This is a genomic window from Rhizobium quercicola, assembly GCF_021168455.1.
Lineage (GTDB): Bacteria > Pseudomonadota > Alphaproteobacteria > Rhizobiales > Rhizobiaceae > Ferranicluibacter > Ferranicluibacter quercicola.
Genome location: NZ_JAJOZR010000001.1, coordinates 603,823 through 618,257, shown reverse-complemented (window position 1 = coordinate 618,257; position 14,435 = coordinate 603,823). Strand labels below are relative to the sequence as shown.

The following is a 14,435-nucleotide window of genomic DNA, read 5'->3' as shown; positions in this document are numbered from 1 at the left end:
CACCGATGATCTTTGCCGTTCTCCAGCGCCTCGGCCAGATGCTCTTCGTCATGATCGGCATCTCCGCGCTCGTCTTTCTCATCTTCTTCGCCACGCCGGGCTCCGATCCCGCCGCGCGGCTCGCCGGGCGCAACGCGTCTCCCGAAACGGTTGAGGCGATCCGCAAGGATTTCGGCTTCGACCGGCCGCTGCCCGTGCAGTACGTCATTATGATGAACCGCCTGTTCGTCACGCAGGATCTGACGTCCTTCGTCAATCGCGGCCTGCGCATCGTGCCGGCCGTCGCCCAGGCCGCGCCCGTCACCCTGTCGCTCGTGGCCGGTGCCGCCGTGCTCTGGGTCATCGGCGGCATCTTCGTCGGCGTGGTGGCCGCTCTGTCGCGCGATACGCTGCTCGACCGCGGACTGATGGTGCTGGCGCTGATCGGGGTGTCTATGCCGGTCTACTGGCTGGGCGAGGTCATGAACCTCGTCACCCAGAGCCGCTTTCACGACACGGTGTTCTTCTCCTGGGTTCCCTCGCTCGGCTACAAGCCGCTGCTGACCGATCCCTGGGGCTGGTTCAAGACGCTGATCATTCCCTGGTTCACGCTCGCGGCCCTCTATATCGGCATCTACGGCCGTGTGCTGCGCGCCAACCTTGTCGAGGCCTACCAGGAGGACTTCATCCGCACCGCGCGCGCCAAGGGACTGAGCCCCGCGCGGGTCATGGTCCGGCATGCGCTGCGCACCTCGCTCATTCCTTTCGTCACCATGTTCGGTCTCGATTTCGGCGTGCTCGTCGGCGGCTCGGCACTCTTGACGGAGGTCGTCTTCGGACTGAACGGCGTCGGGCGGCTGACCTATCAGGCGCTTCTCAACCTCGACCTGCCCATGGTGCTCGGCACCGTCATGTATGCCTCCTTCTTCGTGGTGGTGGCCAATGCCCTGGTCGATGTCGTCTACGTCCTCATCGATCCGCGCGTGCGGGAGAGCTGAAGCATGACCCTCGCGGAAAAACCCATCCTTCTCGACGTCAACGGCCTGACCGTCTCGTTCGCCACCGACCGCGGCATGGTCAAGGCCGTGCGCGACGTCTCCTTCTCGGTGCGCGAGGGCGAGATTCTCTCGATCGTCGGCGAATCCGGCTCCGGCAAGTCGGTGACGCTGCTCTCGTTGCTCGGCCTCCACGACCGCAAGACCACCCGCGTCGACGGTATGGTGTCGTTCCGCGGGCGGAGCATGCTCGATCTCAGCCCCGGCGACCTGCGCCGCATCCGTGGCCGGGAGATCGGCCTGATCTCTCAGGACCCGATGACGGCGCTGACGCCGGTCTACACGATCGGCTGGCAGATCGCGGAACAGATCCGCGCCCACGAGGCGATCTCCGCCCGCGCCGCACGGAAGCGGGCGGTCGAGCTTCTGGCCGAGGTCGGTCTCTCCAATCCGCAGGAAGCCGTAAATCGCTATCCCCACCAGCTGTCAGGCGGCATGCGCCAGCGTGCCGTCATCGCCATGGCGCTTTCCTGCAATCCCGCACTTCTGGTCGCGGACGAGCCGACCACGGCGCTCGACGTGACGGTGCAGGCGCAGGTGCTCGATCTTCTGCTGCGGCTTCGCAAGGATTTCGGCTCCGCCATCATCCTCATCACGCACGATATGGGCGTCGTCTCGGAGGTCGCCGACCGCGTCGCCGTCATGTATGCCGGACGCATCGTCGAGCGCGGCGAAACGGAGGCGATGTTCGCAAGCCCGCTCCACCCCTATAGCTGGGGACTGATGGGTTCGATCCCGCCCTTGACGGGTCCGCGCCTCGCACGGCTGAAATCCATTCCCGGCATGCCGCCGACGCCCGACCGGATCGGCGAGGGCTGCGGATTCGCACCGCGATGCGCCTTTGCCAGGTCGGCCTGTCTGGAGCGCCCGCCGCTGCGCAAGATCGGCACGCAGGCCGCCCTTTGCGTTCTGGAGGAGCCGGAGAGAAGCACGCTCCGCCGCACCGTCCTGTCTCCCGAGGAATTCGCATGACGCCGTCCATCCCTTCGAACCGCGTGCCGGGACCCCTGGAACCCGAGGCCCTGCAGCCATCCAGCGCGCCCGGCATCCCGCTGATGTCGGCCCGGTCGCTGGTCAAGACCTTCACCGTCGGGCGAACCTGGAAGCCCGGTTCGGGGCGCACGCTCCATGCCGTCGACGGCATCAGCCTCGACGTCTTTCCCGCCGAGACGCTCGGCCTCGTCGGCGAGTCCGGCAGCGGAAAATCGACGCTCGGGCGCTGTCTCACCCGGCTCTACGACATCGACGGGGGCACGCTCAGCTTCGAGGGGGCCGATATCACCGCGGCGCAGACACGGGCGCTGAAGCCGGTGCGGCGCAAGGTCCAGATGATCTTCCAGGATCCCTCGGCCTCGCTCAATCCGCGCCGCCGGGTGCGCGACGTGCTTGCCGAAGTGCTCAAGGTCCATCGCATCCGCGAGGGTGCCGGCATCGAGGAGCGGCTGGGCGAACTCATGGACCTCGTCGGCCTGCGCCGGGAATACCTCGATCGTTACCCACACGAGTTTTCGGGCGGCCAGCGCCAGCGGATCGGCATCGCCCGGGCACTTGCGGTGGAGCCGACGCTGATCGTGGCCGACGAGCCTGTCTCCGCGCTCGACGTCTCGGTACAGGCACAGATCGTCAATCTTTTCAGCGATCTGCGGGAAAAGCTCGACCTTACCTATGTCTTCATCGCCCATGATCTCGCCGTCGTGCGGCAGGTGTCTACCCGCGTGGCCGTCATGTATCTGGGCTCCATCGTCGAAACCGGCGAGACCGATGCGCTCTATGCGCGCCCGAGCCATCCCTATACGCAGGCCCTGCTGTCGGCGATCCCGCAGCCGCACAATCGCGGCCGCCGCGAGCGTATCCTGCTCTCGGGCGAAATCCCCAGCCCGCTGAACCCGCCGAGCGGCTGCAAGTTTTCCACCCGCTGCCCGCAGGCGCAGGAGATCTGCCGGCAGGTCCGGCCAGTGCTCGCACCCATCTCGACGGAGCGTCAGGTCGCCTGCCATTTTCCGCTGGCATGACGCCCTTCGGGATGGGCCGGCGGTTTCAGACTGCCGGTGGCGTGTCTCTACGTGGTCTCCTGTCGCCGGAGACGCAGCGCGATGTCTTCGCGATTTTCGTGCACGTAACCTACTGAGCCAGCCGTTCGTCAGCCGCCGGCAGGTCGACAACGACTTCGAGTCCTGGCGCGGCGTTGCGAAGCACGATAGAGCCGTCGGCGGCCTCGACGATGTTCTGGGCGATGGAAAAGCCAAGGCCGGCGCCGGTGCTGTTCGTATCCAGCCGTTCTCCACGGCGCAGGACGTGGGAGAGCTTGTCGTCCGGGATGCCCGGCCCGTCGTCGCGAATGGACAGGCGGATCCGGTCGCCCGTCCGCTCGGCCCGGAGCGTCACGCTCTCCTGCGCATATCGCGCCGCGTTCTCCAGGATGGTCCCCAGCAGTTCGGCGAGGTCGCCGGCGTCCAGGCGGACACAGTCGGCCGCCGTCAGGCCGTTGTGCCAGTCGATGGCGTCGCCGTGCGGCGTGCGGCTGAGAACGGCGATGACGCGGTCGGCGACGTCGGCGAGACTCGCACGCGCGGTGACGTCGCGGCCGGCCATTCTCGCGCGCACCATCTCCTGGTCCACCAGCCGGCGCATGCCGATGATCACGCCCTCGATGTCGTCGGCGGCTCTCGTCATGCCGGCCTCGCGCAGCTGAAGCACATCGCCTGTCAGCGCCTGAAGCGGCGTCTTGAAGCCGTGGGCGAGATCGGCGGCACGCGCGCGGGCCTTTTCCAGTTGCTCTTCCCGCGAGGCGAGCAGCCCGTCGACCTCCGCCGTCAGCGGCAGGACCTCATCGGGAAAGCCGCTGCCGAGGCGCTTCGCGTCCCCGCTGCGGATGGCGGCGATGCGGTCGCGCAACAGCTTCAACGGTCTGAGGCCCACGACGATCTGCGCGAAGCTGGCAAGACAGAGAAGACCGGCGAGGATCGCGAGCAGGGGCGCAAGGTCCCGGCGGAAGTCCGCCGTGGCGCGCTCGATCTCCTGCCGGTCGATCGCGACGGCGGCAAGGACCGATCGAGCGCCGAGATTCGGACCGGTGACGATCCGGCGCGCCAGCATCAGAAGCCGGGTATCGGCCGGGCCCTGAACGAGCGACTGCTTCGGCTCTCCCGGCGCCAGTGCGGGAAGGACCAGCGTCTGGTCCCAGAGGGAGCGGGATTGGCGACGCGTGCCGTCATGCTCGATGGCCCAGTAGAGACCCGACAGCGGTCGCTGGAAGCGCGGATCCGCCGGTGGTCGCATCACGTCGAGCCGACCGGCGGGATCACGATCGAGCCCGGCGAAGACCTGGTCGAGGTGAAGCCTGAGTTCCTCCACGATCCGGCGCTCGACATGCCGCTCGAACAGCAGCGACAGACCGAGAAAGGCGACGACGAGCGCGAGCGCCACGGAAGCCGCACCCGCGAGCGCAAGGCGCAGGCGCAGCGAATGCCGCGTCATTCCGCATCTCCGCCCATCATGTAGCCGAAGCCGCGCCGGGTCGTGATCGCTTCGCTGCCGAGCTTCTTGCGCAGACGGGCCACGACAGCCTCCAGCGCGTTGGCATCGCGGGAGAAATCGTCGCCATAGACATGATCCTGAAGCTCCATGATCGGCACCGTCCGGCCTTTGTGATGGGCGAGGTAGCTGACGAGACGGTATTCCAGCGGCGTCAGCCGGGCGGGTTTATTGGAGACGAGGACCCGCATGGTGCGGGTGTCGATCGTCAGCGCGCCGATGTCGAGGGTCGCCGCGCCATGGCCGACCGAGCGGCGGATCAGCGCGCGAACCCGCGCCAGCAGCTCCTCGAACTGGAAGGGCTTGGGCAGGTAGTCGTCGGCTCCGGCATCGATCCCCTCGACCCGCTCCGCCCAGCTTCCCCGCGCGGTCAGAACGAGGACCGGCATGTGGCGGCCATTGGCGCGCCACCGCTTCAACACGCTGATGCCGTCGAGCTTGGGCAAGCCGAGGTCGAGCACGACCATGCCGTAATCCTCGGTGTCGCCCTTGAACCAGGCATCCTCGCCGTCATGGGCGAGATCGACGACGAAGCCGGCGCCCGTGAGGACGGCGACCAGATCTTCGCAGATCCGCCTGTCATCTTCCACGACAAGCAGCCGCATCAGTCCCGCCGATCCGTACGCATGAGAGGTCTCCGATCGTATCCAGAGGCTTTCGCCCGCTTTCCGGTCATCTAGGGCAGAATGTCCATCGTGCGGGCATCGACGACGATTTCGAGGAGATGGCCTGTTTCCTGCAGAATTTCCAGCTCGTAGACGAAGCGACCATTGTCACGCTCGAACTCGATCTCGATGATGTCGCCTTTGATCGTCTGCCGCACATGCGCAATAATGTCTTCCAGCGGACGGACGCGGCCTTCGGCGAGTGCCTGGCGTGCGGCTTCCTGGTCCAGCCGATCGTCGCCATCATCCGAGATCGCAGGCGCTGCGAGACAGAGGACGGACACAGTGGCGACCGCGGCGAAGCGGGACAGTCGGTGACATCGGAACATCCCGCGCCCTACCATATCCAAGCTGACAGAATGTTGACAAAGCCTGTCAGGGCACGAAAGGCGGCCTCGTGCATTATTGCCCCGTACCAACGACACCGGCAGCCGCCATCGGCTGGATAGACCGTGTCGGACAGAGCCAAGGGAGACGATCATGGTCACGCGCAAAGGCACCGGCAAGGCCGACCTCATCAACGGCACGAATACGAGCGACAAGCTCTACGGCCTCGACGGAAACGATCAGCTGTTCGGCAGGAACGGCAATGACGACCTGTTTGGCGGAAATGGCAATGACAAACTCTATGGCGGAAACGGCCACGACGAGATCGACGGCGGCGCGGGTAACGACCGTCTCTTCGGAGAGGCCGGCAATGACGATCTGGAGGGCGGCGCCGGGAACGATATTCTCGATGGCGGAGCCGGAAACGACGAGATCGAAGGCGGGACCGGCAACGACATCCTCGACGGCGGCGCAGGCTTCAACGAACTCAGCGGCGGGCGTGGCGCGGACACCTTCATCTTCAAGTCGGGCATCACCGAGATCGAGGATTTTCAGTCGGGGACGGATCGGCTGCAGATCTCCACGTCGCTCGGCGTCTCCAGCTTCGAAGACATTCTCGCGCTGGCACGCTCCACCGATGGCGGCGACGATCTCGTCATCGATTTCGGCCGGCACGAGCTTCACCTCGAAGACACGCGGCTCGCCGACCTGAAGGCCAGCGATTTTCTCCTCGTCTGAAACGCGCACGCAATTTTCCGCCCGGTTGTCGGCCGGGACCCTGACATGAATGGAGTGAAGATATGATCCGATTGACCACGCTGGTCGCAGCGACCGCCCTCATTGCTTCGACGGCCACGGCGGCGCTCGCGCAGACGCCCGCTTTCGTCAAAGTCGCCGACGCGACGGTGCTGCCTGGACTGAACGTCACCGCCGACGATCTCGAGGGCATGCATGTCTACAACGCAGCAGGCCAGAGGATCGGCGAGATCGAAGATGTCGTCGGGTCCGAGGCGACGGTCGCCACGGGCGTCGCGATCGACTTCGACAAAACGTCAGGCCTCGGCCGTGAACATCGCGTCGTGCCGCTCTCCGGCCTCAAGCAGGACGGCCTGCGTCTGGTCGTTGATCTCGATGCGGCGAAGGCCGCCGCACTGCCCGTCTTCGACGATTGATCCGAGGAGCCGCTGGCCGCGTGACGCGGCGGCGTCGCAATGTTTCGGCACCGTGCGTCAGCGATGATGCGCGGTGCCGAAGCGTGATCGCCGCGCGGTCGATGATATCAGCTGGCGTTCGCTGGCGTGGGAAGATCTTCGAAGTCGAAATCGAACAGGGCGTTCCCGAGGACGGCGTCGATGATCGCCTGCGCCAGAGGAAATTCGACGGCGTCCCGGCCATTCGCCTGCAGCCTCACGGCCCCCAGCAAGGACGCGACGACGCGGGCTGTATCGATGCCTTCCACCGTCTCGTTGGCGAGGTCCTGCGCCATGGCTTCTTCGACTGTCCGGTCTCGGCCCAGGCTGTGGCCAAGCCGGCTGTTGCGGCCGCCGCCGACGGTGACGTGCAGATCGCCGAGGCCGGCAAGGTCGAAGGCGGTGGAGCGCGCTCCCCCGATTCTCTCGCACAGCGTTGCCATCTCGTGGACGGCCTGGGTGAAGGCGGCCGCGGTCGGGTTCTTGGACTGCCCGTCGGCGCGGCGTGCGTCGGGATAGCGGGTCTGCATGGCGCTGACGCCGATGGCGAAGAAGTTCTTCAGCGCGGCGCAGGCCTCCACGCCGGTCAGGTCGTCGCTGGCGGCGAGGCGGTAATAGGGCGTGCGGAAGAGCGTTGCCGCGCGTTCCGCATCGGCTTTGTCCCGCGCGGCATAGACGCTCGCCGTGGGAAGGCGAAGGGCAAGCTCGCGCGCGATGCAGGGTCCGCCGATCCCGATGAAGGTGCCGAGACGGCTTACGCGCTCGGGCACGGTTTCGGCGAAGGTCACGACGGCGCCATCCTTGCGGTCGAGGCCCTTGGTGACGAAGGCGACGGTCGTCTCCCGGCGCAGCAACCCGTTCAGCCTGTCGACCGCCCAGGCGATGCCGGGGCTGCTGACGCCGACGACGATCAGGTCGGCCCGGTCGGTGTCCTGCGCCGTCATCTCCGCATCCGCGATGACGCGCACGGTGCCGGGCAGGGGCGCATCCAGCTTGGGATGCGTGCCGCCCGATGCCTGCATGTGTGCGACGACGGCGTCATCGAGCGGCGTCCCCGCCAGAACGACAGCATGGCCGTTGTCGCTGGCGGGTACGGCCAGCGCCGTCCCCATGACGCCGGCCCCCAAAATCAGAATATTGGCCATGGACCTCTCCTCCTGCGACGGGTCGGCTGCGTCAGCGCATCATGGCGGCGACGTTGCCGCCGTCGACCGTGATGACGGCGCCGCTCGATGTCCGCGCCTTGGCAAGGTGCACGAAGGCGGCGGCGACATCGGCGGCGGTCACCTCGCGGCGCACGAGGTTGGCCGAGAGATAGGCTTCCGGCGTGACGCCACGCGCCTTGCTGCGGGCCGCCACCATCTCGTCGGTCATCAGGCCGGTGCGGATCCGGTCCGCGTTGACGGCATTGGACGTGATGCCGGACGCGCCGTGCTCCACCGCATATTGCCGCATCAGCGCCATCAGCGCCGCCTTCGACGTGCCGTAGGGACCGAAATCCGCGCCGGGGTTGACGGCCTGCTTGGAGACGTTGAAGACGAGCGCACCGCCGGTCTTCTGCTGTTCCATCACCCGCACCACGGCCCGCGCCATATAGTGATGTCCCCAGAAGTTGAGATCGAAGGCTTTGCGGAACGTGTCTTCCGGCACGGTGAGAAGGCTGCCCTGGAAGGCGGCGCCGGCATTGGAAATCAGGATATCGACACCGCCGAAATGCTCGGCGACGGAAGCGACCGCCGCATTGACCCCTTGCGGATCGGTGACGTCGCAGACGACCGGAAACGCGCCGATGCGCTTGGCCTCCCGCGCCACGCCGTCCGGCGAAATGTCGAACAGCGCGATCTCCGCCCCCTCCGCCTTCAGGGCTTCGGCCACGGCGAGACCAAGGCCGCTCGCGCCGCCGGTGACGATCGCGACCTGACGGGTCAGCGGCTTTTCGACCGATTTGGCGAGCTTCACCTGTTCCAGCGACCAGTATTCGATATCGAAGAGGTCGGCCTCCGAGAGCGCCTCGAACGCGTCGATGCCCTCGGCATTCGTGATGACGGCGATGGTCGCCTCGGCGACATCGGCGCCCACCAGCGCGTTCTTGCGGGCGGCCCCCGCTGCAAAGAGGCCGACGCCCGCGACGTAGAACACGCGCGGCATCGGGTCGAGCATGCGCTTGCCGCCGCCGACGCGGGCGTTGTTGCGCTCGAAATAGGCTTTATACTCCGCCTGATAGGCCTCGACCGCCTGCGCCACGGTCGCAGCCCACGCCTCCAGCTTTCCCGTTTCGGGCGCCGGCAGCGCGACGCCGAAGCGCTTGATGTGGATGACGTGCTCGGGCGTCGCGTTTCCGCGCGTGACCAGCGAGGAAACGGTTTCCGCATTGCAGAAGTCGAGGATCTTGTCGCTTGCGCGATGTTCGAGCACGAACCGGCGCGGCGCACCCTCCACATCCGTGGGGAGTGCGATCGCGCCGCGCAGGATGGGCGCGATCTCGGCCGCGGTGGCGATTTTCTGCGGCAGCGTCACGCCCCGGAACGGCCTCGGGTTCCCCTCGGCGATGCGTTTTTCCGCGGCATCGATCTTGGCGATCATGTCTTCGTAGCTCGCGCGCGGATCTTCCGACCAGGTGAAGATGCCGTGCTTGAGCAGGATCATGCCGTCGCCACTGGGATTGGCCTTGAAGGCGGCATCGCAGGCTTTCGCAAGGTCGAAGCCGGGCATGACATAGGGGACGATGATGGCATTGGGAAACAGCTCCCGCACCAGATCCTCGCCATGCGGCTGGTTGGTCAGGGAGACGATGGCGTTGGCATGGGTGTGGTCGATATGCTTGAACGGCAGGAGACCGTGCAGGATCGCCTCGACGGAAGGGTTCGGGGCCGAGGGATCGAGCAGCAGGCGACGCTGCAGCATGACCATGTCGTCGTCCGACAGGGTATCGAAGGCAACCATGGCCTTCAGCGGCTCCAGCCGCACGGCGGGCAGGCCCTGGGGCTCGATCGTGCCCATGTCCCAGCCGCTGCCCTTTACACAGAGCACCTCGACATCCGTTCCGTCCATCTCCGTGAACACTGTCTTGACCGAGGTATTCCCGCCGCCATGCAGCACCAGTTCCGGGTCCCGCCCCAGAAGACGCGTCGTATAGGTGCGGATGGCGAGGTCGCGGTTGATGCCCTTTGCGACATAGGCATCGACGACGGATGTGAATTCGGTATCCGACCAGCGGGATTTCATGGTGGCGGTCCTTTCTGTGCCGGCGCGTTCGGGCAGGCCGGCAGTCGGTAGAGTGAGGAGGAGAATGGATCGCGCGGCCTAGAGGCGCGCTTCCGTTTCGGCGTTGAAGACGTGAACCTTGGACGGCGGAATGGAGAAGCGGACCTCGCTGCCTTCGGCAAAGCGGGCGGTCTTGTCCACCGACACGGTGAAGCGACCGTCGGCGCCGTCGCAGAACAGCTGGGCATCGTGGCCAAGCCGCTCGACCAGCACGGATTTCGCCGAAAGCGCGCCTTGTCCATCGACCACGACATCCGTCGGGCGCAGGCCGATGACGACCTTTTCGCCGGGCTTTGCCGTCGTCGTCGTTTCCAGGGCCACCCGTCCGGTCGCCGTATCGACGGCAGGCGTGCCGTCGGACACGACGACCGTTCCGGGGAGGAAATTGATGGCGGATGCGCCGATGAAGTCGGCGACGTATTTGCTGGCCGGCCGGTCGTAGACCTCGTCCGGAGAGCCGATCTGCTCGATCTTGCCGGCGCGCATCACGACGATCTTGTCGGCCATGGTCATGGCTTCGATCTGGTCGTGCGTCACGTAGACGGTGGTGGTCTTCAGCCTGTTGTGCAGCTGTCGGATCTCGGTGCGCATATGGGCGCGCAGCTTGGCGTCGAGGTTGGAAAGCGGTTCGTCGAACAGGAACACGGCTGCCTCGCGCACCATGGCCCGCCCCATGGCGACGCGCTGGCGCTGCCCGCCGGAGAGTTCCTTCGGGTAGCGGTCGAGATAGGGCGTGAGGTTCAGCGTCTCGGCCGCCCATGCCACCCGGCGCTTGATCTCGGCCGGCGGCACCTTGGCGACCTCGAGGCTGAAGGCGATATTGTCGTAGACCTTCATGGTGGGATAGAGCGCGTAGTTCTGGAACACCATGGCGATGTTGCGGTCGCGCGGGTGCAGCGTGTTGACGCGGTTTCCGTCGATGAGAAGGTCGCCCTCGCTGACGCTTTCCAGCCCCGCCGTCATGCGCAGCAGGGTGGTCTTGCCGCAGCCCGACGGGCCGAGCAGGACGACGAAATCCTGGTCCGCGATCTTGAAGGAGATATCGCGCATGATGGTGAAGGCGCCGAAGGACTTGCCTATGCGCTGATATTCGACGGTCGCCATTGACTGTGCTCCATTGTATCGGGGTGCCGTCTGTGGACGGCGTCGTTTCAGTAGGTCTGCTGCGTCGGCGTGATGACGATTTCCTGTACGATGGCGCGCTGCGGCAGCGCATAGGCGTCCAGGATCAGCCCGGCGACGATATCGGCGGAGATGCCGCCGCCGATCGCGGCCTTGTTCGACTTGTAGTTTTCGAGCGTCCGGGAATCGTTGACGTGGTCGAGGACCTCGGTATCGACGATGCCGGGCGACACGACGACGACGCGGACATTGTGGGGCGCGAGATAGGCGCGCAGACTTTCCGACACCGCGTGGACGAAAAACTTCGTGCCGCAATAGACGGTGTGGTCGGGATAGACCTTCCGCCCGGCGATCGAACTCATCATCACCAGCGTGCCCTGCCGGCGCGCCACCATGCCCGTCAGCACCGCATGGACGCTGTTCATGACGCCCTTGGTGTTGATGTCGATCATCTCGTCCCACTCTTCGGGCGGCTGCGTGGCGATATCGCCGAGCCGTGCGATGCCGGCATTGGCGAACATCAGATCGACCGGGCCGTAGTCTGCCTCGGCATCGCGGACGGCGGCGGCAAGGCTTGCACGGTCGCGCACATCCACCTTGCGCAGCACGGTGCGGGGAAGGGCGAGCGCCTCGAGACGGTCGAGCCGGCGCGCCATCAGCAGAAGCGGATGGCCGGCGGCCGAGAAGGCGCGGGCCACGGCCTCGCCGATCCCGGAACTGGCGCCGGTAATGGCGATCAGGGGTTTGTGGTCCATCGTTTCCTCCGTTTGTCCTGCTGTCGGCATCCTGCTGTCCGGAAGAGGTCGCGGGCTCGCCGCGACCTCCGGGTTTGGTGGCTGGTGCTCAGCCCTTCAGGACGGCCGTGATCTGCGTGCCGATATCGTCGAGCGCTTCCTTGGACGAGCCGTAGCTGCCCGAGAAATACTTGCCGAGCGCCACGGGGATCGTGTCGGAAGAGATCTGCGCCCATTCCGGCAGATCCGGCTCCGAGCCCATATATTTGGCGATGGTCTCGCGCACGACCGGCAGGTGCCGGGTGGTTCCGGCGCCCACGCGGGCATGGCTCTTGACGCGCGGATCGTCGTAGACGCTCGCCCGGGTCGGGCCGGTGCCGCCGCCCAGCGTCGTCACCAGCGCCTGCGTGTCGGCGCAGGTCGCCCACTGCATGAACAGCCAGGCGGCATCCGGGTTCTTGGAGTAGCGCGAAACCGCCAGCGACGAGCCTCCCTGATGTCCGACGCCGGGGATTTCGCCGTAGCCGCATTCCTCGGGCTTGCGCAGCGCGATCGGCTGCGGCGGGATGACCGCTTCGCAGAGGCCTGAGACCTTTGTCTGGGTCGGATCGTCGAAGAAGGGGAAGAACTCGCCCCAGGACAGCATGGAGGCCGCGACCCCTTGAGCGACCGCCTGGCCCTGTCCGTCCCATGTCCACTGGTTGACGCCCGGCGGCATGATGTCCTTGAGCTTCGTATAGTAGTCGAGCGCGGCGATGCCGCGTTCGTCATTGCCGGTAAAGGCCTTGTCCGCATTGAAGATCGACCCGCCATGGCCCCACAGCATCGAGGTCCACTCGCATTCCAGCGCATAGTGGCCGGACTTCATCTGCCCGGCATAGCCGAACGTGTTCGGACCCATCTCCTTCGTGATGGCGGCCGAGTTTGTGTACAGCTCCTCGAAGGTCGCCGGCGCCTTCAGGCCGAGCTTCTCGTAGATGTCCTTCCGATAGATCATGATGAAGATCGGAATGTCATAGGGAACGCCGACCCAGCGGTCCTGATATTTCGAGATGCCATCGACCAGCGCCGGCAGGAAATCGTCGATATTGTAGTTCGGCATGGCAAGGTCGGCCTTGGCCTTGATCTGCTCGCGCGGATCGAAGACGTCCTGGCTGAAGGATGCGGCCCAGCTCTGGTCGATGTAATAGAGGTCGTAGGTGCCGAGCGAGGACGCGACGTCGAGCGTCATCTTCTGCAGAACCTGCTCGAGCGGCAGGACTTCGATCTCGACCTTGATGCCGGTGGCCTCCTCGAAGTATTTTTTCAGCTGCGAATTGATCGCGTTCGACGGCGGCGTGGATTCCGTCGCGAATTTCAGCGTCGTGCCGGCAAAGGGCTTGCCGACGTCCTTCAGCCAGGCCATCACCTCGGCCGAGGGCTGCAGCTCTTCCTGGGCGACGGCCTTGTTGAGCATGAAGGGGCGGCTTCCCATGCCCATTCCGAGCGCCGCGGCCCCCAGCCCCAGCTTGCTGGTGGCGCGCAGGAAGGCGCGCCGGTCCATCTGGCCCCGCACGAAGCGGTCGGTGACGGATGCGAGGTATGATTTTCTATCGCTGTCTTTCACGGTTCTCTCCTCCAGTTTCCGCTGCCGAGATTGACGGCGGAAGATCGTTGATCGAACGGCAGGCCCTCCCGGCCCGCCGCAGTCATTGCTTCAGCGAGCCCATGGTCAGGCCCCGCACCAGATGGCGCTGGACCAGAAGGACGACGAAGAAGGCAGGCACGATCGCAGCAGCACCCAGGGCGGCCATGTTGCCCCAGGCGGTTCCGATCGAAGTCACGAAGGTGGACGACACGACGGGCACGGTCTTGAGGCCCGTCTGGGTGAGCGTGAGGACGAACAGGAACTCCGTCCACGAGAAGATGAAGCAGAGGACGGCGGTGGCCGCGATCCCGCCCTTGGCCATCGGCAGGACGACGCGCCGGAAGATGGTCCAGCGGGACGCGCCGTCGAGCAAAGCGCTCTCGTCGATCTCGGCGGGGATGTCGTCGAAGAAGCTCTTGAGCAGCAGCACCGCCAGCGGCAGGTTCATCAGCCCGTGGATGAGGATCACGCCGATATAGGTGTCGAGCAGGTTGAACTGCTTGAAGATGAAGAACATCGGGATGGCGACGGCCACCGGCGGCATCATGCGCGTGGACAGCACCCAGTTGACGAACTGGTGGCGGCCGCGAAAATTCATCCGGGAGAGTGCATAGGAGGCGAAGGTCGCCACCGTGATGGCAAGCACCGTCGACAGCGATGCGACCACGATGGAATCCCACAGGCGTGGCGCCATGTAGAAGTTGCCGCCGCCGGGGGCCACAGCATCCTGCCGGGCAAAGCCGAAGGAAATGCCGAAGACCTGTTCGAAATTGCGCATCGTCGGCTGGAAGTTAAAGATAATCGGCGGCCAGTTGAAGATGTCCTTGGAGTCGCGGAAGGCCACCGAGGTCCAGAAATAGATCGGGAAGAAGAAGGCGCCGACCACCAGCCAGCCGGCAATGGTGCGAACGGTGCGGGCGAGTTTGCTCTGGTGCATG

14 protein-coding genes are annotated in these 14,435 nt (G+C 65.7%); 5 read left to right on the top strand and 9 right to left on the bottom strand.

The window, feature by feature from the left end; translation table 11 throughout:
• Positions 1-5 precede the first annotated feature (5 nt).
• From LRX75_RS02700 to LRX75_RS02690, 3 genes are all read left to right on the top strand, one after another.
• Positions 6-977, top strand: a complete 972-nt coding sequence (locus LRX75_RS02700) for an ABC transporter permease (protein ID WP_113151310.1) — start codon at positions 6-8, stop codon at positions 975-977.
• Between the two features lie 3 nt (positions 978-980).
• Positions 981-2,006, top strand: coding sequence for an ABC transporter ATP-binding protein (locus LRX75_RS02695; RefSeq protein ID WP_231811666.1), 1,026 nt, complete (start codon positions 981-983; stop codon positions 2,004-2,006).
• Positions 2,007-2,089: 83 nt separating this feature from the next.
• Positions 2,090-3,046, top strand: coding sequence for an ABC transporter ATP-binding protein (locus tag LRX75_RS02690; RefSeq protein WP_231811976.1), 957 nt, complete (start codon positions 2,090-2,092; stop codon positions 3,044-3,046).
• Between the two features lie 109 nt (positions 3,047-3,155).
• Here LRX75_RS02690 and LRX75_RS02685 read toward each other — a convergent pair whose 3' ends face one another.
• The 3 genes from LRX75_RS02685 to LRX75_RS02675 form a co-directional block, all read right to left on the bottom strand.
• Positions 3,156-4,511: a sensor histidine kinase gene (locus LRX75_RS02685; RefSeq protein ID WP_231811665.1), complete on the bottom strand. Its 1,356-nt coding sequence runs from the start codon at positions 4,509-4,511 to the stop codon at positions 3,156-3,158.
• The gene (locus LRX75_RS02680) at positions 4,508-5,173 is read right to left on the bottom strand and encodes a response regulator transcription factor (protein ID WP_231811663.1); all 666 of its coding nucleotides are present in this window, start codon (positions 5,171-5,173) and stop codon (positions 4,508-4,510) included. The genes LRX75_RS02685 and LRX75_RS02680 overlap by 4 nt, the downstream gene beginning before the upstream one ends.
• A gap of 71 nt (positions 5,174-5,244) precedes the next feature.
• Entirely contained in the window at positions 5,245-5,562 is a 318-nt protein-coding gene (locus LRX75_RS02675) for a PepSY domain-containing protein (protein ID WP_231811661.1), read from the bottom strand.
• Between the two features lie 151 nt (positions 5,563-5,713).
• Between LRX75_RS02675 and LRX75_RS02670 the strand changes: the two genes are divergently transcribed.
• The gene (locus tag LRX75_RS02670) at positions 5,714-6,298 is read left to right on the top strand and encodes a calcium-binding protein (protein WP_231811659.1); all 585 of its coding nucleotides are present in this window, start codon (positions 5,714-5,716) and stop codon (positions 6,296-6,298) included.
• A 62-nt stretch (positions 6,299-6,360) separates the two neighbouring features.
• Positions 6,361-6,732 carry a PRC-barrel domain-containing protein gene (locus LRX75_RS02665; protein WP_231811658.1) on the top strand — a complete coding sequence of 124 codons (372 nt, stop codon included), beginning with the start codon at positions 6,361-6,363 and terminating at the stop codon, positions 6,730-6,732.
• Between the two features lie 107 nt (positions 6,733-6,839).
• Here LRX75_RS02665 and LRX75_RS02660 read toward each other — a convergent pair whose 3' ends face one another.
• From LRX75_RS02660 to LRX75_RS02635, 6 genes are all read right to left on the bottom strand, one after another.
• Positions 6,840-7,895, bottom strand: a complete 1,056-nt coding sequence (locus tag LRX75_RS02660; RefSeq protein WP_231811656.1) for an NAD(P)H-dependent glycerol-3-phosphate dehydrogenase — start codon at positions 7,893-7,895, stop codon at positions 6,840-6,842.
• 31 nt (positions 7,896-7,926) lie between these two features.
• Positions 7,927-9,975 carry a bifunctional aldolase/short-chain dehydrogenase gene (locus LRX75_RS02655; protein WP_231811655.1) on the bottom strand — a complete coding sequence of 683 codons (2,049 nt, stop codon included), beginning with the start codon at positions 9,973-9,975 and terminating at the stop codon, positions 7,927-7,929.
• A gap of 78 nt (positions 9,976-10,053) precedes the next feature.
• On the bottom strand, positions 10,054-11,118 hold the full coding sequence (locus LRX75_RS02650; protein ID WP_231811654.1) for an ABC transporter ATP-binding protein: 1,065 nt from the start codon (positions 11,116-11,118) through the stop codon (positions 10,054-10,056).
• Between the two features lie 47 nt (positions 11,119-11,165).
• A complete protein-coding gene (locus tag LRX75_RS02645) occupies positions 11,166-11,891 on the bottom strand; it encodes an SDR family oxidoreductase (protein WP_231811653.1) in 726 nt (241 codons plus the stop codon).
• Positions 11,892-11,979: 88 nt separating this feature from the next.
• Positions 11,980-13,476 carry an ABC transporter substrate-binding protein gene (locus LRX75_RS02640; protein WP_231811651.1) on the bottom strand — a complete coding sequence of 499 codons (1,497 nt, stop codon included), beginning with the start codon at positions 13,474-13,476 and terminating at the stop codon, positions 11,980-11,982.
• An 82-nt stretch (positions 13,477-13,558) separates the two neighbouring features.
• Entirely contained in the window at positions 13,559-14,434 is an 876-nt protein-coding gene (locus tag LRX75_RS02635) for a carbohydrate ABC transporter permease (RefSeq protein WP_113151299.1), read from the bottom strand.
• Between the last annotated feature and the right edge of the window lies 1 nt (position 14,435).

Excerpts from the sequence above, each read along its gene's own strand:
- LRX75_RS02700 (WP_113151310.1), top strand. The coding sequence starts at position 6 with ATGATCTTTGCCGTTCTCCAGCGCCTCGGCCAGATGCTCTTCGTCATG.
- LRX75_RS02695 (WP_231811666.1), top strand. The coding sequence starts at position 981 with ATGACCCTCGCGGAAAAACCCATCCTTCTCGACGTCAACGGCCTGACC.
- LRX75_RS02690 (WP_231811976.1), top strand. The coding sequence starts at position 2,090 with ATGTCGGCCCGGTCGCTGGTCAAGACCTTCACCGTCGGGCGAACCTGG.
- LRX75_RS02685 (WP_231811665.1), bottom strand. The coding sequence starts at position 4,511 with ATGACGCGGCATTCGCTGCGCCTGCGCCTTGCGCTCGCGGGTGCGGCT.
- LRX75_RS02680 (WP_231811663.1), bottom strand. The coding sequence starts at position 5,173 with ATGCGGCTGCTTGTCGTGGAAGATGACAGGCGGATCTGCGAAGATCTG.
- LRX75_RS02675 (WP_231811661.1), bottom strand. The coding sequence starts at position 5,562 with ATGTTCCGATGTCACCGACTGTCCCGCTTCGCCGCGGTCGCCACTGTG.
- LRX75_RS02670 (WP_231811659.1), top strand. The coding sequence starts at position 5,714 with ATGGTCACGCGCAAAGGCACCGGCAAGGCCGACCTCATCAACGGCACG.
- LRX75_RS02665 (WP_231811658.1), top strand. The coding sequence starts at position 6,361 with ATGATCCGATTGACCACGCTGGTCGCAGCGACCGCCCTCATTGCTTCG.
- LRX75_RS02660 (WP_231811656.1), bottom strand. The coding sequence starts at position 7,895 with ATGGCCAATATTCTGATTTTGGGGGCCGGCGTCATGGGGACGGCGCTG.
- LRX75_RS02655 (WP_231811655.1), bottom strand. The coding sequence starts at position 9,975 with ATGAAATCCCGCTGGTCGGATACCGAATTCACATCCGTCGTCGATGCC.
- LRX75_RS02650 (WP_231811654.1), bottom strand. The coding sequence starts at position 11,118 with ATGGCGACCGTCGAATATCAGCGCATAGGCAAGTCCTTCGGCGCCTTC.
- LRX75_RS02645 (WP_231811653.1), bottom strand. The coding sequence starts at position 11,891 with ATGGACCACAAACCCCTGATCGCCATTACCGGCGCCAGTTCCGGGATC.
- LRX75_RS02635 (WP_113151299.1), bottom strand. The coding sequence starts at position 14,434 with ATGCACCAGAGCAAACTCGCCCGCACCGTTCGCACCATTGCCGGCTGG.